General features: G+C 72.1%; 22 protein-coding genes. 12 read left to right on the top strand and 10 right to left on the bottom strand.

What is annotated here, in order from left to right; all coding sequences use genetic code 11:
* Positions 1–8: 8 nt before the first annotated feature.
* The 3 genes from ACFYW3_RS02765 to ACFYW3_RS02755 all read right to left on the bottom strand — a co-directional run bounded on the left by ACFYW3_RS02765 (position 9) and on the right by ACFYW3_RS02755 (position 2,697).
* Positions 9–1,034 carry an LLM class F420-dependent oxidoreductase gene (locus ACFYW3_RS02765; RefSeq protein WP_351751382.1) on the bottom strand — a complete coding sequence of 342 codons (1,026 nt, stop codon included), beginning with the start codon at positions 1,032–1,034 and terminating at the stop codon, positions 9–11.
* Positions 1,034–2,206: a CaiB/BaiF CoA transferase family protein gene (locus ACFYW3_RS02760; protein WP_389385322.1), complete on the bottom strand. Its 1,173-nt coding sequence runs from the start codon at positions 2,204–2,206 to the stop codon at positions 1,034–1,036. Before ACFYW3_RS02760 ends, ACFYW3_RS02765 begins: the two co-directional genes overlap by 1 nt.
* A 92-nt stretch (positions 2,207–2,298) precedes the next feature.
* Positions 2,299–2,697 carry an MmcQ/YjbR family DNA-binding protein gene (locus tag ACFYW3_RS02755; protein WP_053677298.1) on the bottom strand — a complete coding sequence of 133 codons (399 nt, stop codon included), beginning with the start codon at positions 2,695–2,697 and terminating at the stop codon, positions 2,299–2,301.
* Between the two features lie 116 nt (positions 2,698–2,813).
* Between ACFYW3_RS02755 and ACFYW3_RS02750 the strand changes: the two genes are divergently transcribed.
* On the top strand, positions 2,814–4,013 hold the full coding sequence (locus ACFYW3_RS02750) for a saccharopine dehydrogenase family protein (protein WP_389385321.1): 1,200 nt from the start codon (positions 2,814–2,816) through the stop codon (positions 4,011–4,013).
* A gap of 156 nt (positions 4,014–4,169) precedes the next feature.
* Here ACFYW3_RS02750 and ACFYW3_RS02745 read toward each other — a convergent pair whose 3' ends face one another.
* Positions 4,170–4,853 carry an endonuclease V gene (locus tag ACFYW3_RS02745; protein ID WP_351751387.1) on the bottom strand — a complete coding sequence of 228 codons (684 nt, stop codon included), beginning with the start codon at positions 4,851–4,853 and terminating at the stop codon, positions 4,170–4,172.
* Between the two features lie 26 nt (positions 4,854–4,879).
* Here ACFYW3_RS02745 and ACFYW3_RS02740 point away from each other — a divergent pair, with 26 nt between their 5' ends.
* Together ACFYW3_RS02740 and ACFYW3_RS02735 are read left to right on the top strand one after the other, a co-directional pair.
* Entirely contained in the window at positions 4,880–5,179 is a 300-nt protein-coding gene (locus tag ACFYW3_RS02740; RefSeq protein WP_351751389.1) for a YciI family protein, read from the top strand.
* Between the two features lie 361 nt (positions 5,180–5,540).
* Positions 5,541–6,203 carry an O-methyltransferase gene (locus ACFYW3_RS02735; protein ID WP_389385320.1) on the top strand — a complete coding sequence of 221 codons (663 nt, stop codon included), beginning with the start codon at positions 5,541–5,543 and terminating at the stop codon, positions 6,201–6,203.
* Between the two features lie 142 nt (positions 6,204–6,345).
* Here the strand turns inward: ACFYW3_RS02735 and ACFYW3_RS02730 are convergent, their stop codons facing one another.
* Positions 6,346–7,473, bottom strand: coding sequence for a WD40/YVTN/BNR-like repeat-containing protein (locus ACFYW3_RS02730; protein ID WP_389385319.1), 1,128 nt, complete (start codon positions 7,471–7,473; stop codon positions 6,346–6,348).
* Positions 7,474–7,848: 375 nt separating this feature from the next.
* Here ACFYW3_RS02730 and ACFYW3_RS02725 point away from each other — a divergent pair, with 375 nt between their 5' ends.
* The 7 genes from ACFYW3_RS02725 to ACFYW3_RS02695 all read left to right on the top strand — a co-directional run bounded on the left by ACFYW3_RS02725 (position 7,849) and on the right by ACFYW3_RS02695 (position 14,459).
* Complete coding sequence (locus tag ACFYW3_RS02725; protein ID WP_351751393.1) at positions 7,849–8,265, top strand: SsgA family sporulation/cell division regulator; 417 nt, start codon at positions 7,849–7,851, stop codon at positions 8,263–8,265.
* Positions 8,266–8,593: 328 nt separating this feature from the next.
* Entirely contained in the window at positions 8,594–10,240 is a 1,647-nt protein-coding gene (locus ACFYW3_RS02720; RefSeq protein WP_389385318.1) for an ABC-F family ATP-binding cassette domain-containing protein, read from the top strand.
* 551 nt (positions 10,241–10,791) lie between these two features.
* The gene (locus tag ACFYW3_RS02715; protein WP_351751395.1) at positions 10,792–11,763 is read left to right on the top strand and encodes an acyl-ACP desaturase; all 972 of its coding nucleotides are present in this window, start codon (positions 10,792–10,794) and stop codon (positions 11,761–11,763) included.
* 72 nt (positions 11,764–11,835) lie between these two features.
* Positions 11,836–12,135 carry a hypothetical protein gene (locus ACFYW3_RS02710; RefSeq protein ID WP_351751397.1) on the top strand — a complete coding sequence of 100 codons (300 nt, stop codon included), beginning with the start codon at positions 11,836–11,838 and terminating at the stop codon, positions 12,133–12,135.
* Positions 12,128–13,258: a putative T7SS-secreted protein gene (locus tag ACFYW3_RS02705; protein WP_389385317.1), complete on the top strand. Its 1,131-nt coding sequence runs from the start codon at positions 12,128–12,130 to the stop codon at positions 13,256–13,258. The genes ACFYW3_RS02710 and ACFYW3_RS02705 overlap by 8 nt, the downstream gene beginning before the upstream one ends.
* Positions 13,255–13,875, top strand: a complete 621-nt coding sequence (locus ACFYW3_RS02700) for a hypothetical protein (protein WP_351751400.1) — start codon at positions 13,255–13,257, stop codon at positions 13,873–13,875. The genes ACFYW3_RS02705 and ACFYW3_RS02700 overlap by 4 nt, the downstream gene beginning before the upstream one ends.
* Positions 13,872–14,459 (top strand): hypothetical protein, encoded by a 588-nt coding sequence (locus tag ACFYW3_RS02695; protein ID WP_389385316.1) that lies wholly within the window; start codon positions 13,872–13,874, stop codon positions 14,457–14,459. The genes ACFYW3_RS02700 and ACFYW3_RS02695 overlap by 4 nt, the downstream gene beginning before the upstream one ends.
* Here ACFYW3_RS02695 and ACFYW3_RS02690 read toward each other — a convergent pair whose 3' ends face one another.
* The 3 genes from ACFYW3_RS02690 to ligD all read right to left on the bottom strand — a co-directional run bounded on the left by ACFYW3_RS02690 (position 14,460) and on the right by ligD (position 16,353).
* Positions 14,460–14,717 carry a WhiB family transcriptional regulator gene (locus ACFYW3_RS02690; RefSeq protein ID WP_389385315.1) on the bottom strand — a complete coding sequence of 86 codons (258 nt, stop codon included), beginning with the start codon at positions 14,715–14,717 and terminating at the stop codon, positions 14,460–14,462.
* Positions 14,718–14,788: 71 nt separating this feature from the next.
* The gene (locus ACFYW3_RS02685; RefSeq protein WP_389385314.1) at positions 14,789–15,298 is read right to left on the bottom strand and encodes an HAD domain-containing protein; all 510 of its coding nucleotides are present in this window, start codon (positions 15,296–15,298) and stop codon (positions 14,789–14,791) included.
* 35 nt (positions 15,299–15,333) lie between these two features.
* Complete coding sequence (gene ligD, locus ACFYW3_RS02680; RefSeq protein WP_351751406.1) at positions 15,334–16,353, bottom strand: non-homologous end-joining DNA ligase; 1,020 nt, start codon at positions 16,351–16,353, stop codon at positions 15,334–15,336.
* Between the two features lie 75 nt (positions 16,354–16,428).
* Between ligD and ACFYW3_RS02675 the strand changes: the two genes are divergently transcribed.
* Entirely contained in the window at positions 16,429–17,547 is a 1,119-nt protein-coding gene (locus ACFYW3_RS02675; RefSeq protein ID WP_389385313.1) for an ATP-dependent DNA ligase, read from the top strand.
* 28 nt (positions 17,548–17,575) lie between these two features.
* Here ACFYW3_RS02675 and ACFYW3_RS02670 read toward each other — a convergent pair whose 3' ends face one another.
* On the bottom strand, positions 17,576–18,967 hold the full coding sequence (locus ACFYW3_RS02670; RefSeq protein WP_389385312.1) for an NAD(P)/FAD-dependent oxidoreductase: 1,392 nt from the start codon (positions 18,965–18,967) through the stop codon (positions 17,576–17,578).
* Positions 18,968–19,247: 280 nt separating this feature from the next.
* Positions 19,248–20,255: an NAD(P)/FAD-dependent oxidoreductase gene (locus ACFYW3_RS02665; RefSeq protein ID WP_351751409.1), complete on the bottom strand. Its 1,008-nt coding sequence runs from the start codon at positions 20,253–20,255 to the stop codon at positions 19,248–19,250.
* A 191-nt stretch (positions 20,256–20,446) separates the two neighbouring features.
* Between ACFYW3_RS02665 and ACFYW3_RS02660 the strand changes: the two genes are divergently transcribed.
* Positions 20,447–21,010: an NUDIX hydrolase gene (locus ACFYW3_RS02660; protein ID WP_389385311.1), complete on the top strand. Its 564-nt coding sequence runs from the start codon at positions 20,447–20,449 to the stop codon at positions 21,008–21,010.
* The last annotated feature ends 133 nt before the right edge of the window (positions 21,011–21,143 follow it).

Genomic DNA, 21,143 nt, shown 5'->3' with positions numbered 1-21,143 from the left:
TGGGCTCCTCACAGCCAGTTCTTGACGGTCTCGATGAGCCGGGCCGGCTCGGGTCCGACGGGCGTCACGTTGAGCATGGTGACGCCGGCGGCGCGGAAGGCCTCGACGCGCTCGCGCACGTACCCCTCGGGGCCGCACAGGGTCATCAGCTCGCAGAACTCGTCGGGCACGGCCGCCGCGGCGTCGCGCTTGCGCCCGGAGAGGTACAGCTCCTGGATCTTCCGGGCCTCCTCCTCGTACCCGTAGGCGACGGCCAGGTCGTTGTAGAAGTTCTTCCCCGGCGCGCCCATCCCCCCGACGTACAGGGCGATCTGCGGGCGCGCCAGGTCGCGTACGGCGGCGGCGTCCTCGCCGATGGCGAGCAGGCCGCCCGCGACGGTCTCCAGCGGGCCGAGGTCCGGGGAACGCTTGGCCGCGCCCCGGGCGAGGGCGCCGCCCCACACGTCCGCGGCCTTCTCGGGGAGGAAGAGCGTGGGGAGCCAGCCGTCGGCGATCTCGGCGGTCATCGCCACGTTGGCGGGGCCGAGGGAGGCCACGTAGACGGGGACGGCGTCGCGGACCGGTCGGGTGAGGATCTTCAGTGGTTTGCCGTGTCGGCCGCCCTTCTCGGGCGGCAGCGGCATGTCGGTGATCCCGTGGTGGTCGATCGTCTCGCGGCGCCAGATGCGGCGGCACAGTTCGACGGTCTCGCGGGTCCTGCCGATCGGCTTGTCGTACGGCTGCCCGTGCCACCCCTCGATCACCTGCGGGCCGGAGGCGCCGAGGCCCAGCAGGGCCCGGCCGCCGGAGAGCGCGTCGAGACCGGCCGCGGTCTGGGCGATGAGGGCGGGGGTGCGGGAGTAGACGTTGAGGATCGCCGAGCCGATCTTCATCCGCTCGGTGCGGGCGGCCAGGTACCCCATGATCGTGGGCGAATCGAAGCCCCAGGCCTCCGCGACCCAGACGGCGTCGAGTCCGGCCGCCTCCAGCGCGGCCGCCTCGTCGGCGGCCCGGCGCGGGTCGCCCGCGTAGTCGAGCATCATGGACAGTTCCATCAGGCGTCCTTCCCGAGCAGGGCCGGCAGGTCCCAGTCCGCCGCCACGGACTCGGTGTGCGCGCCCGGCAGGGCGGGCCCGCCGGTGACGGCCGTGGCGGTCGCGGAGAAGCGGGGTGCGGGCGCGGGCTGGGTGATCCCGCCGACGTCGGTGAAGGTGCCGCGGGCGGCGAGGTGCGGGTGCGCGGGCGCCTCGCCCAGGGACAGGACCGGCGCCACGCAGGCGTCGCTGCCCTCGAAGACGACCGTCCACTCCTGCCGGGTACGGGACTTGAAGCGGGCGGCGACCGTCTCGCGGAGTTCGCCCCAGCGGGCCAGGTCCTTGCGGGCCGGGGCCCGGTCCTCGATGCCGAGCAGTTCGACGAAGGTGTCGTAGAACTGCTGCTCCAGCGCGCCGACGGCCATGTACTGCCCGTCGGAGGTCTCGTAGGTGCCGTAGAAGGGGCAGCCGCCGTCGAGCAGGTTGGCCCCGCGCCGGTCCTGCCAGCCGCCGGCGGCCATCATCCCGTGGATCATCGAGGTGAGGTGGGCGGTGCCGTCCACGATGGCCGCGTCGACGACCTGTCCGGTGCCGTCGGGGGTGCCCGCGTGGCGGAGGGCGGCGAGGATCCCGATGACCAGGTACAGGGAGCCGCCGGCGTAGTCCCCCACGAGGTTGGCGGGGACGGCCGGGGGCTCGCCCGGGTTCCCGATCATGCCGAGCGCGCCGGTGACGGCGATGTACGCGATGTCGTGCCCGGCCGTGTGCGCGAGCGGCCCGTCCTGGCCCCAGCCGGTCATCCGGCCGTAGACCAGTCTCGGGTTGCGGGCGAGGCACGCGTCGGGGCCGACGCCGAGGCGCTCGGCGACCCCGGGACGGAACCCCTCGATGAGCACGTCGGCCCGCTCGACCAGGTCCAGGACACGGGCCGGGCCCTCGGCGGACTTCAGGTCGAGCAGGACGGAGCGCTTGTTGCGGTTGGTGATGTCGTACGCCGGGTCGACGGCGAGTCCGCCGCCTCCGGGCCGGTCCACCCGGACGACGTCCGCCCCGAGGTCCGCGAGGACCATCGCGGCGAACGGCCCCGGACCGATGCCGGCGAGCTCGACGACGCGCACGCCCGCGAGCGGGCCGTTCCGGCCACCGTCGCCGGTCCCCTCGGCGCTCCCGTGCCCGGTACCTGTCGCTGCCATCGAGCCCCCAGCATCCTGGTGCGTGGTGTGACACAACTGATGTAACACCAGCGATGCTAGGAACGCGTTCCACTCAGCACAAGAGCAAGCGCTTAGCCATCTGCCTCGATTCGCGCGTCCAGCTCCTTCACGTGCCGCTTGAGGGCGACGGTGCGGTAGCTCTCCTCCACCCATTCGCACAGCACCTCGACCGAGGGCGCGCCCTTCTCCCCCAGCGGCACGGAGACCCACCCCGACCGGCCCAGGCCGTACCCGGTGGGCTCCGCCCCGGGAGCGGTCATCGCGTGCCCGTGGAGCGCCTCGTCCTTCAGTTTCACGGAGATGCCCGGCGGGCCGTCCGTGTTGCCCATGAAGACGAAGATCTTCTTGTTGACCTTCAGCACGGCGTCCTCGGGCCCCCAGGGAAACTCCTCGACGGCCTCCGGCAACCCGAGGGCGAACCCTCGCACCGCCTCCCACTTGCGCACCGCAGCCTTCACCGACACCTCCACTCACCGCAGGCGGCCCCGGGTACCCGCTCGATGCGCGCCCGGCGCGTACCTGCCCGTACGGACAGCCGTCCCTCACGCTAGCCTCAGCCACCGACACCAGCTGGGAGGAGCGGTCCATGGACGAGCGGGTTCGGCACCACGATCCGGAACGGGCTTACGACGTCGTGCTTTTCGGGGCCACCGGGTTCGTCGGGGCACTCACCGCCGAGTACCTGGCGGCGAACGCCCCGGCCGACTGCCGGTGGGCCCTTGCGGGGCGGGACCTCGGCAAACTGGAGCGGCTGCGCGAACGGCTCGCCGCCCTCGACCCGGCCCGCGCGGCCCTGCCGCTGATCCGCGCCGACTCGGGCGACCCCGACACGCTGCGGGAGTTGGCGTCCTCCACGCGGGTCCTGGCCAGCACCGTCGGGCCGTACGTCTGGTACGGGGCGGAACTGGTCGCGGCGTGCGCCGAGGCGGGCACCGACTACGTCGACCTCACGGGCGAGCCGGAGTTCGTCGACCGGATGTACGTCGAGCACGACGCGCGGGCCCGGGAGACGGGCGCCCGGCTGGTGCACGCGTGCGGCTTCGACTCGATCCCGGCCGACCTCGGCGCGTACTTCACGGTGGGCCGGCTGCCGGCCGGGGTGCCGCTGCGCGTGGACGGGTTCATGCGCTCCAACGCGATGCTGTCCGGCGGCACCCTGGCCTCCGCGCTCACCGCCATGAGCCGGGGCCCGCAGACCCTGGCCGCGGCCCGCGAGCGGCGCCTGCACGAACCGCGGCGGCCCGAGCGCCGGGTACGGGGCACGGGCGGCCACCCGCACTACAGCCGCGAGACCGGCACCTGGGCGCTGCCCCTGCCGACCCTGGACGTGGCGATCGTGGCCCGGTCGGCGGCCGCGCTGGAACGGTACGGGCCGGACTTCCGCTACCGCCACCACGCCTCGGTCAAGCACCTGCCCGTCGCGGTGGGCGGATCGGTGGCGGTGGGCGCGACGGCGGCCCTGGCCCAGGTGCCGGCGGCCCGACGCCGGCTGATGAGCCTGTGGGAACCGGGTCGCGGCCCCGACGCCGAACGACGCGCCCGCAGTTGGTTCACGGTGCGCTTCGTCGGTACGGGCGGTGGCCGGCGGGTGTTCACGGAGGTCTCGGGCGGCGACCCCGGCTACGGGGAGACGGCGAAGATGCTCGCGGAGTCCGCGCTCTGCCTGGCCCACGACGCCCTGCCGGACACCTCGGGCCAACTCACCACGGCGGTGGCCATGGGCGACGCCCTGCTGGACCGACTCCAGAAGGCGGGCATCCGCTTCCGGGTCGCGGCGGAGGACTGAGAGGCCGGGACTTCGGGGAGTGGCCGCGGCGTCGGGCGCGGGGCGGGGCGGGCGTCGGGCTCGGGGCAGCCCGGGCGTCGGGCTCGGGTCTTGGCGTCGGGCGCGGGGCGGCCCGGGCGTCGGGCTCGGGTCCGGGCGGTCCTCCGGCCGGGCCGCCTACTCCGCCACGGCTTCGCGCAGGGCGCGCCGACACAGGGAGTCGGCGCGCCGGGTCGTCTCCGGAATCCGGTAGCGGGGGCCCAGCGCGAGCGTGTGCGCGCAGGCGTTGTCCAACGAGACCCGGTGCCCCACCGACACGTACACCGGCTTGATCCCGTCCTGCGTACGCAGCGCCCGGCCGACGACGGCCCCGTCGGGCGCGAGCAGCGGGGAGCTGTCGCCGCGGCGGGCGCCCGGTTCCTCGTACGTGAAGGTGAACGGGTTCTTCGCGACTCCGATGCTGGGCAGCCCGGTGACCACCCCGAGGTGGCAGGCGAGGCCGAAGCCGCGCGGGTGGGCCAGCCCGTAGCCGTCGCAGACGACCAGCCCCGGGGTGACGGTCAGGGAATCCAACGCGGCCAGCACGGTCGGCAGTTCGCGGAAGGCCAGCAGTCCGGGCACATAGGGGAAGCTGACGTGCCCCACGGCCGTGGCCTCCTCGACCACGTCCAGGGTGGCGGCGTCCAGGACCACGGCGGCGGCCGCCACGAGGTCGCGCTCGTCGTCGTAGGCGACGTCCACGCCCGCGATGAGCCCGGTCCCGACCGGCGGTCCCATCTCGTCCAGCACCACGCTCTGGCGCAGTTCGTCCTGTATCGCCCGGGCCTCGGCCTCGTCGGCGGGGGTCTTCGCACTCGTCATGATGGTCCGAGAGTAGCCTGGCGATCATGTTCGTCATGGAGCTCACCTACATCGCGCCCGTCGAATCCGTCGAAGAGGAAATGGACGCGCACATCGCCTGGCTGGACGGCCACTACGCCTCCGGCGTCTTCCTCGCCTCGGGCCGCAAGGTCCCGCGCGACGGCGGGATCATCCTGGCCGGCGGGGTCTCCCGCGCGGAGATCGAGAAGATCGCCGGCGAGGACCCCTTCACGGTGGCGGGCGTGTGCGAGTACCGGATCACCGAGTTCATCGCCACCAAGACCTCGGCGGACCTCGCGACGGTCCGCGAGAACCCGGCGGCATAACGGGCCCCACCACCATGGCGGGCCCCGCATGCGTGCGGGGCCTCGCACGCATGGCGGGCCCCGGCGGCGCACCGGCCCGACCGGACGGTCCCGGCCGGACGGCACTCCCGACCGGAGGGGCAGTCCGGACCGGGCGCGAGCCCGACGGACGCGAGCCCGACCGGCGCGAGCCCGACCGGCGCGAGCCCGAGCGGCGGCACGTCGAGCGGCGCGAGCCCGAGCAGCGGCACGTCGAGCGGCGCACGCTGACCGGCGGCGCACGCTTGACCGGATGGCGAGACCGCGCGGGGCGAACACTGCCGCAGACGACCACCCTGAGGTAAGTTCCCTTAAGGAACTCACTACACCGGGGGGAAGTCACATGCCTCAACAGACGTGGACCGCCGTCGACCACTACTTCGACGGACTCCTGGTCGAGGAGGACGCGGCGCTCACCGCCGCCACCGCCGACACACTGGCGGCCGGCCTGCCCGCACACCAGGTGGCTCCCAACCAGGGCAAGCTGCTCCACCTCCTCGCCCGGATCCGAGGCGCCCGCACCATCCTGGAGATCGGCACGCTCGGCGGCTACAGCACCATCTGGCTCGCCCGGGCCCTCCCGGTGGGCGGCCGACTGGTCACCCTGGAGGCCGACGAGCGCTGCGCGGACGTCTCCGCCGCCAACATCGCCCGCGCGGGCCTGACCGACGTCGTCGACATCCGCCGCGGCAAGGCCGCCGACCTGCTCCCCGGGCTCGCCGACGGCGATCCCTTCGACCTGGTGTTCATCGACGCCGACAAGCCGTCCAACCCCGTGTACCTGGAGTGGGCGCTCAAGCTGACCCGGCCCGGCAGCGTCATCATCGGCGACAACGTCGTCCGAGACGGCGCCGTCGTCGACGGCGACAGCACCGACCCCCGGGTCCAGGGCGTCCGACGGTTCACCGAGCTCATCGCCGACCACCCGAGGCTGAGCGCCACCGCCCTCCAGACGGTGGGCTCCAAGGGCTACGACGGTTTCGTCATGGCTCTCGTCACGTCCTGATCACCGCGACCTCGGAGCCACGCGTCGCGGGACCCAAGGCCCCGGCCGAGCACCCCGGGCGCGAAGCACCCGGAGTCGGGGCCTACGCCGGATGCCGAGCGCCGGCGCCGGGTCCCGAGCGCCGTGCGCACCGCGAAGGGCGTCACCGCCGCTCCAGCCGCGCCACCCGCCCCTTCTCGCCCGACGCCCAGCAGCCGCCGTCCGCCGCGCAGTCGACCGTGTCGTACGAGCCCTCCTCCAGCGCCCGCCAGGTGCGGCCCCCGTCGAGCGTCACGTCCGTACCCGTCGGCCCCACCGCCAGCGCCGCCGTGCGGAGGTACGGGTGCCAGGTCACGCCCGACCGGTACGCGGGCGGCGGGGTGGTCGACGGACGCCAGGTGCGGCCACCGTCGGCGGACACCGCCGCGGCCCTCGGCGAGGCCTCGCCCGTACGGTAGTCGCCGCCGACCGCGAGTCCCGTCGTACGGTCGCGGAAGGCCAGGGCGAAGACCCCGCGGGCCGGATCGCCGGCCGGTACGGGGGATTGCGTGACCCGCCAGGTGCGCCCGCGGTCCGCGGAGTGCAGGACGCGGGCGACCGTGCTCCCGCCCGTGGCCAGCCAGACGTCGCGCGACCCGGCGGCGACCAGGCATTGGCCGCTCGCCGCGAAGCCCGCCTCGCCGGGCAGCGCCGCCGGCATCCCGGCGTCCGGCAGCACACGCCAATTCCGCCCGCCGTCATCCGTGGACAGGACGCGGAACTTCCCGTCCACCGGGTCGCTCACGGCCAATCCGTGCCGGGAGTCGAAGAAGGTGAGGCAGTCATAGAAGGCGCGCGGGTCGGGGTTGCGGAAGGTCTCGGTCCAGGTCGCCCCGCCGTCCTCGGTCCGCAGCACCCGGGACGCCTCCCCCTCGCCGATGGACAGGGCCACCGCCCGACGCGCGTCGAAGGCCTCGATGTCCCGCAGTTCCAACGCCTCGGCGACCGCCCCCGGCGGGGAGACGTCCCGCCAGGCGCGCCCGCCGTCCACGGTGCGCAGGACGGTTCCCTTGGACCCGGCCAACCAGGCCGTGGAGCGATTGACGGCCGCCAGCCCGCGGAAGCGGACCGTGTCCTTGCCGGTCGCCTTCAACGCCCAGCCCACTCCGTGCGGATCCCGTAAGTCCGCGGCCGAGGCCACGCCCGACGACGCCGACGACCCCACCTCCTCGACCGGCGCCGCCGGCGCCGGTGCGGCCGCGACCCCCACCAGAAGAACTGCCGCGCACATGCCAATTCCCACAAGTCTCATGGCGCCGGAAGCTAACGCACCCCCGATTCTCCGTCCAGGGCGCGTCCGACCGGGCGCCCCTGATTCCGGCCGGACAGCGGGCGAACGGACGGACGGACCTTCCTCTCCCGCGACGGCCCGGGGCCGTGCCTTGCGCCTGCGGAGTGAGCGGGAACCGGACTTACTGCGACCACCTCGGCGACCTCGCGGCGGACCGAGTTCCTTGCCCCACACGCGCCATCCGGTCACCCTGTGCGATCACACAGGTGCCATCAAGCCAATCGGTGACGCAGCTCACGCAATCCGGCGTGCACGGAACCGCCGTTTCAGGCGTCTACCCCGTTGCCGGGAGCCACCGCACGACCCGGCGACAGATCCGCCGCAAGGGAGCGAGCCTTGATCACTGTCATCGAGCAGGCCGTGCAGGCCCGACTGGTCGCCACCTCACCGAAGGTCGAGACCGTACCCGTCACGCTCTGCTACGACCGGTCGGATCCCTTCGCCGTCCGGATGGCCTTCCCCGCCCCGGCCACCCTGGAAGGCATCGAGATCTCCTGGGCGTTCGCGCGCGAGCTGCTGGAGTGCGGTCTGCAGCGCCCGTCCGGCCACGGCGACGTGCGCGTGCGCCCGTACGACGCCGAGCGCACCACGGTCGAGTTCCACGCCCCCGAGGGGGTGGCGATCGTCCTGATGACCACGGCCGACCTCCAGCGTTTCCTGGAGCGGGCCTCCACAATCGTCCCGCCGGGCCTGGAGCACCTCTACCTCGACGTGGACCACAGCCTGGCCGAGCTCATGCGCGGCTCCCGCTGAGGCGCCGAACCCCGCTCACGCCCCGCCCGCACCCCCCGCTCGCACTCCGACCCCGATCGGCCGGGAGCGCGTAAATCGTTTGCGGACGGCTCCGGCCGTCCGTAGCTTCGTGTTCGCCCCATCGCCGTCGAAACGGAGCAGGACGTTGCTCTTCTGAGGTCCGAGACACCGACCACCGTCACCCCTGGTCACCGCCGGGGTCGCCGTCACCGTTCTCCTCGACGAGACCGCGTGACCGCCCGACCCCGTGCCCCTGTGATCGACCGTCCCGACCTGTCGGCTGTCTCCCCCGCGTTGCACTCGATCACCACGCAACCTGGAGGCCTCCATGAGCCATACCCCTGCCTTTCTCACCTGCACCGACCTGTCCTTCGCCTGGCCCGACGGGACCCCGGTCCTCGATGACTTCCACCTCACCGTCGGCCCCGGCCGAACCGGTCTGATCGGAGTCAACGGCTGTGGCAAGTCCACCCTGTTGAAACTCCTCGCGGGCGAACTCCGCCCCACGGACGGCCGGTTGTCGGTCGCCGGAACCATCGGCCACCTCCCGCAGGACGTCACGCTGGACACCGCCCTGCGCGTGGACGAGGTACTCGGCATCCGCGAGACCCGCACCGCGCTCCACGCCATCGAGGCGGGCGAGGTCACCGAGGAGAACTTCACCTCCGTCGGCGACGACTGGGACGTGGAGGAGCGGGCCCTCGCCACCCTCGACCAGCTCGGCCTCGCCCGGATCGGACTCGACCGGACCGTGGGCGAGCTGTCGGGAGGCGAGTGCGTCCTGCTGCGACTGGCGGCCCTGCTGCTGGCGCGCCCGGACGTCCTGCTGCTCGACGAACCCACCAACAACCTGGACCTGCGCGCCCGCCGCCGCCTCTACGCGGCGGTGGAATCCTGGTCCGGGGTGATGGTCCTGGTCAGCCACGACCGGGAACTGCTGGAACGGGTCGACCAGATCGCCGACCTGCGCGACGGGGAAGTCCGTTGGTACGGAGGGAACTTCACCGAATACGAGGAACTCCTCGCCGCCGAGCAGGAGGCGGCCGAGCGGATGGTCCGGGTCGCCGAGGCCGACGTCCAACGACAGAAGCGCGAACTGTCCGAGGCCCGGATCAAGTTGGCCCGGCGCAAGCGCTACGGCCAGAAGATGTACGACACCAAGCGCGAGCCGAAGATCGTCATGAACGCGCGCAAGCGCGCCGCCCAGGAATCCGCGGGCAAGCACCACCTCATGCACGCCGAGAAACTGGCGGGCGCCCGCGAACGGTTGGACCAGGCCGCGGAGGCGGTCCGGGACGACGACGAGATCCGGATCAAGCTGCCCGCGACACAGGTGCCGCCGGGCCGGCGCGTGCTGACCCTGAGCGATCTGAGGCTCGCCCACGGGGCATCGGTCACGGGCGAGTGGGAGCTGCGCGGACCGGAACGGATCGCGCTCGTCGGCGGCAACGGGTCCGGCAAGACCACCCTGCTGCGGACGATCGTCGGACAGGTGGCGCCGGTGTCGGGGGAAGCGTTGACGCACGTGCCGACGCGCTTCCTGCCACAGCGGCTGGACGCGGCGGTACTGGACGACGAGCGCTCGGTGGTGGAGAACGTGGCGCGGTTCGCCCCGCACGCCACGAACAACCTGATCCGGGCACGACTCGCGCACTTCCTGTTCCGGGGCACGCGGGCGGACCGGGCGGCCGGAACCCTGTCGGGCGGCGAACGGTTCCGTGCGGCCCTGGCGGCCCTGCTGCTGGCCGAGCCGGCACCGCAGTTGCTGATGCTGGACGAGCCGACCAACAACCTGGACCTGGCGAGCGTGCGGCAACTCACGGACGCCCTGGCGTCCTACGAGGGCGCGCTGTTGGTGGCCTCGCACGACGTGCCGTTCCTGGAGTCCATCGGCATCACACGCTGGCTGCTGCTCGACGGCGAGTTGCGGCCGACGACGGCCGAGGAGGTCAGGGAGTCCCTGTGGCACACCTGACCGGCGATCTCGGGGCCGGCACGATCTCGGGGCCGGCGACTTCGGAGCCGGCGACTTCGGCTGCCCGGACGACCTGAGGACCACGCCGACGCGGCCTTCAGGCCGCGGGCCCCGAGGTCATCGGCCGCTCCCCCGGGGCCGGCCAGCGCCGCGCGCAGGCGATGGCGGGGGCGGGGGCGGGAGCCGCGTCGGCCGTAGGGCCACCGAGGGGGCGCACCGCCCGTACCCACACCCACCGAAGCACCGAAGCACCGAAGGGTGCCCACCCAGCGCACTCGGCGGCGCCGGAAACCGCCTCCCTCAAGGCCAGGGCGTGCGCCGCGCACGCACCTTCGACGTCAATCCGAAGGAGCCGAACCACCGAGTGGCGTGATTTGCCTCCACCATTTCGCCCCTCCGAGGCCCCCTGACACCCCCCGGAACTGCATAGATAACTGGACGCAACCGGACATATAACCGCCTGGGGCTTGGCTGGCCTTGATGGCGCGCTTAACCTACGACTCCGTAGGCTACGGAACCGTAGGTAATTCGCTGTCCCCCCAGGAGCACCCGTGACAATCACCTCTCCCCACCTCGGCAGCTCGGAGGCGTGGACGGACGCCAAGCTGCTGTTCGCGCTGGAAGAGGTGGTCGAAAAGGAACTCAACCGCCACCTGAAGGTCACCAAGGACTGGATGCCCCACGACTACGTTCCGTGGAGCGACGGCCGGAACTTCCCCGCCCTCTTCGAGGACGGCGAAGCCTGGGCCCCCGAGCAGTCCAAGGTCACCGACATCGGCAAGATCGCCCTTGTCGTCAACCTGCTGACCGAGGACAACCTCCCCAGCTACCACCACGAGATCGCGTCGCTTTTCGGCCGCAACGGCGCCTGGGGCACCTGGGTACACCGCTGGACCGCCGAGGAGGGTCGCCACGGCATCGTGATGCGCGACTACCTGCTGGCCTCGCGCGCCGTGGACCCGGACAAGCTCGAGGCATTCCGGATGCAGCACATGTCCGAGGGCTTCGAGTCCGACAACCGGCACTCAATGCTGCACTCCGTGGCGTACGTCGCCTTCCAGGAGCTCGCGACCCGCATCTCCCACCGGAACACCGGCCACCAGTCCGGTGACCCGGTCTGCGACCGGATGCTGGCCCGCATCGCGCAGGACGAGAACCTGCACATGATCTTCTACCGCAACCTGCTGGGCGCCGCCTTCGAGCTGGCCCCGGACCTGACGATGCAGGCCGTACGGGACGTCGTGGTCGGTTTCCGGATGCCCGGGCACGGCATGCCCGGCTTCGAGCGGATGGCCGCGCAGATGGCGATCGGCGGGGTCTACAACCTGCGGATCCACCACGACGACGTACTGAGCCCCGTGATCCGATTCCTGAAGATCATGGACATCGACGGTCTCGGCCCCGACGGACAGAAGGCACAGGAAGAGCTCGGGCTCTTCATGGGCGGCCTGGACAGCGAGGCCCGCAAGTTCGACGAGCGCCTGGCCGCCCGCGCGGCGCGCATCGCGGCCCGCAAGGGCTGACCGATTTCCGCTCGCTCGGGCGAGTGACGCCGATTGCCCTGGCAGAGCACCGCTCTGCCAGGGTTTCGCGTCATGACCTTGCTCCAGGTGGAAATCGACCAGCTGACCCGTCTGACCCGGGCACTGGACTCCTCTCTGGTCTCCCTGCGGGAGGCGCGGAAAGCCCTGGACCACGTCCGGGCCGACCAACTGGGCACCCGCGACCTCGACGCCGCCTGCGACGACTTCCAGGAGAAATGGGCGTACGGCACGCGCGAGCTGACCAAACGCGTCAAGAACGTACGGGCGGGCGTGGACCGCAGCGCCGCCGAGTACGCGGAGCTGGACAAAGCCATCCGCGACGCCTTCCGCCAGGCCGCGGCCCGTGGCTGACCACCCCGCGCTGGGCTTCGACCCCGCCCCCGGACAGCCCGCCTCCGTTCTTGCCCTGGCCAAGAAGCTCAGCACCTCCGCGACCTCCCTCGGGGAAGCCGGGCGGGTCGTCGGAGCCCTGGTCTCGCACAGCGCGAGCTGGCAGGGCGAAGCCGCCACCGCTTTCCGTGCCTCCCTGTCGAGCGAACTCCCCCGCTACCTCAACGCGGCCCACACCTCCCTGACGGACGCCGCCCGACAGCTCAACTCCTGGCACGACACCCTGGTCGCCCACCGCGCCCTGGCGGCCCGCTACGAATCCCAGGCCGCCGCCGCCACGACCGACGAGGCCCGCGCCGACGCCCGCCGCCTGGCACACGAACTCGCCTCCGACCACACGGCATCGGCCCGCGCCATCGCCAAGACCCTGAACTCGGCGGCCGCCAAACTGGCCCCGACCGAACCGGGCATGTTGGCGTCACTGTGGAACAAGATCACGGAAGACCCGGGCGACGCCCTGTCGAACGCGTCGGCGATCCTGGGCGCGGTGGGTGCGGGTGTGGCCCTGTTCTGCCCGCCGGCCGGCCTCGCCGTGATGCTTGTCGCCGGAGGTCTCTCGCTGGCCGCCCTCGGAACGCACCTCGCGGACCCGAGGTTCCGAAAGCCCCTGACCGACGGCTTCACCAAAGGGAAGTTCGACGCGGACTTCTGGAAGAGCAGCGTGACGTTGCTGGGCGACAGCCTGGGCGCCGTACCGGGCGTGGCCGCCGTCGCGACCGGCGCCAAGGCCGGCACGGTCGCCGCCCGCGCCGCGATGGCCGTCCCCGAAGCCAGCGCCCTCTCCGGCCTCTCCCCGGGCGCAGGCACATTCGCCCGCACCACGTGGACCGCGGCCGAGGACCTCAGGCAGGTGGAGAATCCCCTTTCCACCTGGGCCCTGCGCTCGTCGACTCCCGAGGTCAGGGAGCGGGTCGGCGTCGGTGTGGCGGCGGTGGGTGCGGTGACCGCCGGAGTTGGCTACGCGACGGACAACGAGACGGTCAACCAGGGTTCCACGGCAGTCGACGGCGCCCGGGCCGCGATCGAGGACGGCCCCTCCGCAGCCGCGAAGTCAGCCCACTTCTGGACGGCGATCAGGTCATGACGAGCGACACCGACATGCCGCCCCTGTGGTTCCGGTTGCCTCCCGGCTTCCATGACATCGGGCCCGGCGACCGGACCCTGCTCGACGCCATGGCAGAGGCCCTGAACAGCCCCGATGCGCAGAGGGAACTCGGGCAGCTCATGGATGGACTGCGCGAACTCACCGACCACCAGGTGGTGCACACTGCCATCGGTCTGCATCCGGACGAGACCAACGGGGTCGCCACGTCCCTGTTCTCCCTGACCGCGAAGCCGTCTCCGGATCCTCATCCGCGGCTGGACGTGGCACGGGCCGCACTCGCGATCACTCGATCTGGTGTGTGGAGCAGTTCGGCCGGCCGAGCCATCGATCTCCCCTCGTCGCTCCCCTGCTGTCTGATCACCGGCACCATCGCGTTGCCCGACACGGGGCAGGAGATGTTTCAAGCGAGAGTGGTGACAACCCACGCGTGCGCGTCGTACGTGCTCGTCTTGGACATCACGAGCGCGGCGACCCACTACGCCGAGGCATACGGCGACATCCTCGAAGCGATCGCCCACACCCTCACCTTCTCGGACCCCACACCGAGCAGTTCGAGTGGACCGCAGACCTCACGCCTCCTGGAGGTGCTCTCGTGACGCATCTGCTGACCAAGGTCGCATGGGACCATCCGCCCACTGCCGCCGGTTACGGGCGGTTGGTGACACGACGAACCAAGTGGGCTGCCTTGCTGGGCGGCTCGATGCTCGTCTCCGTCGTGTGTCTCTGGTTCGGGCTGATCCCCCAGGCGAGGCTCGCGTTCATCGCCGTCATCCTGGTCGTGGTGCCCTACCTCCCGGTGGTACTCATCGCCTACCTCCGGCGCCACCGCGTCGCCGCAGTGCTTCGGTCCTATCCATGGCGCGAGCACGCTTGCTCGTATGCGCCTCGTGCCACCGGTGTTCAGGCGACCATCAGGATCCCGTTCTCGGAAACGTACTCGTCCGCCTACCGCCTCATCCCGTTTCCCATGGATCTGGCCACCATCGAGAACAGCCATCCGGATCGGATCTGGTTCGCGGGCGACCCCCGTTTCGGTGGGGTCGTATCTCCCGTCGGCGGCCACTACCCGGTCCGCGCCGTACCCGCCAAGGTGCCCGCCGACGGCTGGCTCGGTGGGGATGACGTGCTGGCTTCGCGGGTGGGGTTGCGGCGGCGGAGTGGGAAGGGGACGCAGACCTGATCAGTGGCGGGGGCGGAGGGCGAGGCGTTCGGATTCCGAGAGGCCGCCCCAGACTCCGAAGCGTTCGTCGTTCGCCAGGGCGTACTCCAGGCATGCGACCCGCCCCTCGCACGCCCCGCACAGCCGCTTCGCGTCGCGCAGCGAGGAGCCCGGCTCCGGGAAGAAGAAGCCCGGGCCCGTCTGGGCGCACAGGGCGAGTTCGTACCAGGCGGGGGCGGCTACTGCGGTGGTCGGCCGTTCACTCGTGTTCATCGACATGACGGAGATACTCATCGCCACCGATGGACGTCCGATCAACGCCTGATCAACACCGGTGCATCATGCATGATCTACGGGTGGTCGCGCACCCATCGCGCCAGCGTGGCGAAGTCCCGGTCGGTCAGCCCCGTACGGGGGTCGACACGGTGCAGCAGGGTGGGAGCCGGGTGGTGTGCGGCCACCCACGCCCGGTCCGCGGGGGTGATCTCGTCGTCGACCCAGAGGAAGGGGCGTCCGCTCGCCCATTCCACCAGGGTGCGGGTCTTCCAGTGGATCCCGGCCCGCTCGTCCTCCTCGGTCGTATCCGGCCAGGCCACGACGGGCAGTTCCGGAAGACCGATGCGTGGCGCGACGTACTCGTTCGCTTCGCCCATCCACGTCGTCGCCCACACCAGGTCGCACCTCAGCGCCGTGAGCCGCGCCCCGTGTCCGGGGTCGAGCCTGGCCAGGAGGGGGTTGCCTCCGGGGTCGCCTTCGTTCCCCCGCGGTACGGGAGCCTCGCGGTATCCGGTGCCGCCGAACGGGATGAGTGGACCGTCGACGTCGAGGAAGAGCAGGGTACGCCCCGTGGTGCCGGTCATCCTCGTACCGTATCCGGCGGCACGGGGCCGAGCGGTCAGTCCTCGTGCTTGGCCCGGCTGGGCTGGACGCGCTTGGGCTCGCCCGGCATCTTCGGGTAGTCGGGCGGGTAGGGCATGTCTCCCATCCCGTGCTCGTGTTCCTGCCGGTCCGCGAGTTCGAGCACGGCGTCCAGTACGAAGGCGTGCTCGTCCATGTCGGCGTGCAGGTCTCCGAGTTCGGCGAAGCGCGCCGGCATGGTGACGATGTCGAAGTCGCGCGGCTCCGCGTCGTCCACCTCGTCCCAGCGCAGCGGGGCCGAGACCGGGGCGTGCGGGCGCGGGCGGACGGAGTAGGCGGAGGCGATGGTCCGGTCACGGGCGGTCTGGTTGTAGTCGACGAAGATCCGCTCGCCGCGTTCCTCCTTCCACCAGGCCGTGGTGACCTTGCCCGGCATCCGTCGCTCCAGTTCCCGTCCGAGCGCGATGGCGCAGCGTCGGACCTCCGTGAACGTCCAGCGCGGGGCGATCGGTACGAAGACGTGCAGCCCGCGCCCGCCCGAGGTCTTGGGCCAGCCCCGCAGCCCCAGTTCCTCCAGCAGCGCGCGCAACTCGTGGGCGGCGGCGACCGCGTGGTGATAGTCGGTGCCCGGTTGTGGGTCCAGGTCGATGCGCAGTTCGTCCGGCCGGTCGGTGTCCTCGCGGCGCACCGGCCAGGGGTGGAAGGTGAGGCAGCCCAGATTGGCGGCCCACAGGACGGCGGCCGGCTCGGTCGGGCAGATCTCGTCGGCCGTACGGCCGCTGGGGAAGGCGATGTGGGCCGTCGGGATCCAGTCGGGCAGGTTCTTCGGGGCCCGTTTCTGGAAGAAGGACTCACCCTCCACCCCGTCCGGAAACCGCTCCAAGGTGGTGGGGCGGTCGCGCAGCGCGCGAGTGATCCCGGGGGCGACGGCGAGGTAGTACTCGGCGACGTCCCGCTTGGTGAGGCCGCGCTCCGGAAAGTAGACCTTGTCGGGGCTGGACAGCCGGACCGTCCGCCCTCCCGCTTCCAGCTCGATGGCATTGCCCGCAGCACCCATGTGCGCCACGTTAGGCGGGCCCGGCCGGGTGCGCATACCGGGCGGGTCCGGACGTACCACCGCAGAATCGAAGACATGGATCTGCCGGTGATGCCCCCTGTGAAACCGATGCTCGCCAAGTCCGTTGCCAAGATCCCGCCCGGCATGCAGTACGAGGCCAAGTGGGACGGTTTCCGGGCCATCGTGCACCGCGACGGTGACGAGGTCGAGATCGGCAGCCGCACCGGGAAGAGCCTGACCAGGTATTTCCCCGAGCTGGTGACGGCTCTCAGGGAGAATCTGCCGGAGCGCTGCGTCGTGGACGGCGAGATCGTGATCATCCACGATGCGCGGCTCGACTTCGACCGGCTGACCGAGCGGATCCATCCGGCCGCGTCCCGCGTGAAACTGCTCGCGGAAACCACCCCGGCCGGTTTCGTCGCCTTCGATCTGCTCGCGCTCGACGACCGGGCCCTCCTGGACACCCCGCTCTCCGAACGCCGTGAGACCCTCGCCCACGTCCTTTCCACCGCTCGGCCCCCCGTCCACCTCGCGCCCGCGACCACCGACCTCGCGCAGGCGCGGGAGTGGTTCGAGCTGTTCGAGGGCGCCGGGCTCGACGGGGTGATCGCCAAACCCCTCGATCTCCCCTACCGGCCGGACGCCCGCCTCATGTTCAAGATCAAGCACGAGCGTACGGCCGACGTCGTCCTCGCGGGTTTCCGTTTCCACAAGAGCGGTCCGATTGTCGGATCGCTGCTCCTGGGCCTGTACGACGGCCACGGCGCCCTCCAACACGTCGGCGTGTGCGCCGCCTTCCCCATGAAGCGCCGCGCCGAGCTCATCGACGAACTCGAACCGCTGCGCATGCCGGACCCCGAAAGCCACCCCTGGGCGGCGTGGGCCGAGGAGTCCGCGCACGAGAGCGCCCGGTTGCCCGGCGCGCAGAGCCGGTGGACCGGCAAGAAGGACCTGTCCTGGGTGCCGCTGCGCCCGGAGCGCGTCTGCGAGGTGAAGTACGACCACATGGAGGGGGATCGGTTCCGGCACACCGCGCAGTTCCGCCGCTGGCGGCCCGACCGGACCCCGCAGAGCTGTACGTACGCCCAGTTGGAGGAGGTCGTGCGCTACGACCTCGCCGAGGTGCTTGGAACCGGAACACCTCCTGCGGGGAGCGGGACCGGCACTGGCACTGGCACTGGCACCGGAGACTGACGCCGCTCCGTCCTTCCCGACCCCGCCCTCACCCCGCCGTCAGCCTCTCCCATGCGGCGCGATCCGGCCCGACCTCGTTCGGCGCGTAGTCCGGCCGTTCCGCCAGCCAGCGCGCCACCCGTGCCCTGATCTCGGGGTCCGCGTAGGCCCGTTCCGGCGGATCGGCCAGGTGACGCACGCGGGCCCGGGCCCGCATCACCTCCGGGTCCTCCAGCGCGCAGTCGAACAGCGCGGCCACCTCGCGCGCCGTCCCCGTACGACCCGCCCTGGTCGCGAACCGCTCGCCGATGGCCGCGTCGGCCAATACCTGGAAGTCGAACCACGGCTTCAGCGTCCGAACCGCCCAGGCGTGGTAGTCGGCGGCGAACCGGTACGATCCCGGGTCCTGGTGCGCCGTACGCGCCACCCGGCTCGCGGCCCACAGGGCGAGCGAAGTCCCCTGCCCCAGAGTCGGGTTGGTGTGGGTGAGGGCGTCCCCGACGGGTACCAGCCCGCTCACCACCGGCCCCTGCTCGTCGGCCGGCGCGGACCAGCGGTTGTCCAGGCTCGCGGCGGCCAGGACGTCGGACAGCGGTTCGCCGCCCAGGCCCAGCCACGCGGCGCCGGGCGGGAAGGCGCGCGCGGCGGCCTCGAACACCTCGGGATCGCGCAGCGCGGCGCGCGTGGGGTCCCCCGTGTGCACGAACAGCGTGACGGCGAAGACCCTGTTGTCGGCGGGGAAGACGGCGCACCCGGCGAACGCGCCGCCGGTGACCGCCCAGGGGCGGCGCGGGCCTTCGTCCATGCCGTCGGGCAACCGGTACCAGCGGCAGAAGTACGCCAACCCCGTACGGTGCCGTTCCACGGGGACGGGGCGGCAGCCCGCCTCGGCCAGGAGGCGTTCGACGCCGCCCCGCCGCCCGCCGGCGTCGACCACGAGATCCCCGGAGAACCTCCCGGTCGGCACGGTCACCCCCGTGACCCGGATCCCTTCGGGCCCGGCCACCGTGGTCAGCCCGATGGCCGGCTCTCCGTGACGTGCGACCACCCCGGTCTCGGCGCGCACGGCGGTGGCCAGCGCGCTCTCCAGGACGATGCGCCGGGCCTGGAGCATGACGAGGTCCTCGTCGCCGGGGCGCGTGGGCGGGCGGGCGTCGAACCAGTCGAGCTCGTGTCGTTCTCGGGCCCCGAGGCGCAGCATCTCAGCGTGGACGTCGGGCAGTTCGAGGCGCAGTACGTTCCGTGCGGCGCCGAGCAGCGCGTGCGGTTGGGTGGCCTGGGGCACGGCCGGGCGGTGCCAGCCGAAGAAGTCGCGGTCGAGCGCGGTACCGGGGGCACGGGTGTCCCGTTCGAAGAGTTCCACGGTGTGGCCGCGCCGGGCGGCGAGCAGCGCGGTCGACTGCCCTCCGATGCCTCCGCCGATGATCAGGACATGTGCCATTGCGCCCCCCTGAGCCAAGGAACCGTACGACGATCACACGGATCAGAGCCTGCACGGCCGGCTGGTGTCCGAAACCCGCACACATGTCCCCATGAGACCGCCCGATCACGCGGACGACCGGAACAGGTGCGCGCGGAACACGCGGACGACCGGAACAGGTGCACGCGGAACACGCGGACGGCTGGGACAGGTGCACGCGGAACACGCGGGCGACCGGAACAGGTGTGCGCGGAACACGCGGGCGCCCCGGACGGTCGTGGCCTCGCGGCCGGGGCGAAGGTCAGCCGGCGTCCCCCCGCCCGGCGCGCAGCGCACGGCGGGTCTCCTCCTCGATCAGGTCGGTGTTGATGGCGACCGCCGCCCGAACCCCTTGCGCGGCGGCGCCCGCCACCTGCTCCATCGGGGCCGTCACGTTGCCCGCCGCCCACACACCGGGCAGCGCCGTCGCCCCCGTCTGCGGATCCGAGTCCACACAGGTGCCGACCACCCGGCCGTCCCGCTCGACCGTGGCCACCGGCAGCCCCAGGCCGGTCAACACCCCGGACCGGGCGGTGAACCTCGGGGCCACCACCAACGCCCGACAGGCCACCGACCGGCCATCCGCCAGCACGACTCCGGCGAGCCGATCGTCCGTACCCACGTCCAGGCCCGTCACCTCGCCCTCGACCACCTCGACCCCCCGGGCCGCGAGCAGTTCGCGCTCCTCCGGTCCCGGCGCCCAGGTGTGGGTCAGCAGCGTCACCCGGTCACTCCACTGGCGCCAGAGCCCCGCCTGGTGCACGGCGAGGGGCCCGGTGGCCAGCACCGCGAGGGGCAGGTCGCGCACTTCCCAGCCGTGGCAGTACGGGCAGTGCAGCACGTCCCGCCCCCAACGGTCCCGGAGCCCCGGCAGGGGCGGCAGCTCGTCCAGCAGCCCGGTCGCGACCAGGAGCCGGCCCGCCCGTACGACCGAGCCGTCCCCGCAGCGGACCAGGAATCCCCCGCCCGGTACGCGGTCGGCGGCGACGACGGTGCCGGCGGCCCCGGACCGGATCCGAGCCCCGTACCCGAGCACCTCCGCCCGCCCGAGGGCCAACAGCTCGGCGGGGCTCGCGCCGTCGTGACCGAGGTACCCGTGCAGGTGCGCGGCGGGGGCGTTGCGCGGGCTGCCGGAGTCGAGCACCAGCACCGAACGCCGGGCCCTGGCCAGGGTCAGCGCCCCGGCGAGCCCGGCGGCCCCGCCACCCACGACCACGATGTCCGCGACATCCGCGTCGTCCGCCACACCGAGCTCACCCGTCGTACTCATCGCATCCATCACACCAGTCGCATCCGTCGTACCAGCCGCATCCGTCGTACTCATCGCACCCATCACACCCATCACATCCGGTCCATCCGCCACGCCCGTCTCGGGACTCGCGCCCGTCCGTTGCGGGTCCCGAGCGTCACCCCGACGCGCCCCGCTTGACAAACGTTCTTGCCGAATCGGCAAATGGAGCCATGGCCCCCGCACCCGCCGAATCCACCGGACCGACCGGACCGACCGGACCCACCGGACCCACCGGACCCACCGGACCCACCGACCCCGCAGCATCCGCCACCGAGCCCTGGGTACGCGCCGCTCCCCGGCCGAACGCCGTCGTGGGCGTCGGCCTCGTCGTGATCGACGCCGACGGCCGGGTCCTGCTCGGCCTGGCCCACGACGGCCGCTGGGAGCTGCCCGGCGGCAAGGTGGACCCCGGGGAGGGCTTCGAACGGGCCGCGGCCCGGGAACTCGCCGAGGAGACGAGCCTGCTCGCGGAACCCGAGGACATCTACGTCCTGGCCGTCCACATCGACTCCGCGGCCGGCGTGACGCGACTGACCGCGGCCGCCGTCACCCACACCGCCCAGGGCACACCGGCGGTCACCGAGCCCGAAAAGATCGCCCGATGGGCCTGGTTCGCCCCCACCGAGATCCCGACGGACCTCTACGTCCCCTCGGTGACGGTCCTGCGCACCTGCCTCCCCGAAGCACATGACCTGCCCGACGTCTCGACGTACGACTACACGACGCACGAGTAGGCGAGCGTACGACGAGGCGACGTACGACCACGCGACGTAACCACACGACCTACAACCACGCGACGTGACCACACGACCTACAACCACGCGACGTGACCACGCGACGTACAACCACGCGACGTACGACGAGGCG

The organism is Streptomyces sp. NPDC002602 (assembly GCF_042889445.1).
In the GTDB taxonomy this organism is placed as follows: Bacteria; Actinomycetota; Actinomycetes; order Streptomycetales; family Streptomycetaceae; genus Streptomyces.
The sequence above is the reverse complement of the archived record's forward strand: the minus strand, read 5'-3'. Positions and strand labels throughout refer to the sequence as shown.

Coding starts and splice junctions, on each gene's coding strand:
- ACFYW3_RS02765 (WP_351751382.1), bottom strand. CDS start 1,034: ATGGAACTGTCCATGATGCTCGACTACGCGGGCGACCCGCGCCGGGCC.
- ACFYW3_RS02760 (WP_389385322.1), bottom strand. CDS start 2,206: ATGGCAGCGACAGGTACCGGGCACGGGAGCGCCGAGGGGACCGGCGAC.
- ACFYW3_RS02750 (WP_389385321.1), top strand. CDS start 2,814: ATGGACGAGCGGGTTCGGCACCACGATCCGGAACGGGCTTACGACGTC.
- ACFYW3_RS02745 (WP_351751387.1), bottom strand. CDS start 4,853: ATGACGAGTGCGAAGACCCCCGCCGACGAGGCCGAGGCCCGGGCGATA.
- ACFYW3_RS02740 (WP_351751389.1), top strand. CDS start 4,880: ATGTTCGTCATGGAGCTCACCTACATCGCGCCCGTCGAATCCGTCGAA.
- ACFYW3_RS02735 (WP_389385320.1), top strand. CDS start 5,541: ATGCCTCAACAGACGTGGACCGCCGTCGACCACTACTTCGACGGACTC.
- ACFYW3_RS02730 (WP_389385319.1), bottom strand. CDS start 7,473: ATGAGACTTGTGGGAATTGGCATGTGCGCGGCAGTTCTTCTGGTGGGG.
- ACFYW3_RS02720 (WP_389385318.1), top strand. CDS start 8,594: ATGAGCCATACCCCTGCCTTTCTCACCTGCACCGACCTGTCCTTCGCC.
- ACFYW3_RS02710 (WP_351751397.1), top strand. CDS start 11,836: ATGACCTTGCTCCAGGTGGAAATCGACCAGCTGACCCGTCTGACCCGG.
- ACFYW3_RS02700 (WP_351751400.1), top strand. CDS start 13,255: ATGACGAGCGACACCGACATGCCGCCCCTGTGGTTCCGGTTGCCTCCC.
- ACFYW3_RS02690 (WP_389385315.1), bottom strand. CDS start 14,717: ATGTCGATGAACACGAGTGAACGGCCGACCACCGCAGTAGCCGCCCCC.
- ACFYW3_RS02685 (WP_389385314.1), bottom strand. CDS start 15,298: ATGACCGGCACCACGGGGCGTACCCTGCTCTTCCTCGACGTCGACGGT.
- ligD (WP_351751406.1), bottom strand. CDS start 16,353: ATGGGTGCTGCGGGCAATGCCATCGAGCTGGAAGCGGGAGGGCGGACG.
- ACFYW3_RS02675 (WP_389385313.1), top strand. CDS start 16,429: ATGGATCTGCCGGTGATGCCCCCTGTGAAACCGATGCTCGCCAAGTCC.
- ACFYW3_RS02670 (WP_389385312.1), bottom strand. CDS start 18,967: ATGGCACATGTCCTGATCATCGGCGGAGGCATCGGAGGGCAGTCGACC.
- ACFYW3_RS02665 (WP_351751409.1), bottom strand. CDS start 20,255: ATGAGTACGACGGGTGAGCTCGGTGTGGCGGACGACGCGGATGTCGCG.
- ACFYW3_RS02660 (WP_389385311.1), top strand. CDS start 20,447: ATGGCCCCCGCACCCGCCGAATCCACCGGACCGACCGGACCGACCGGA.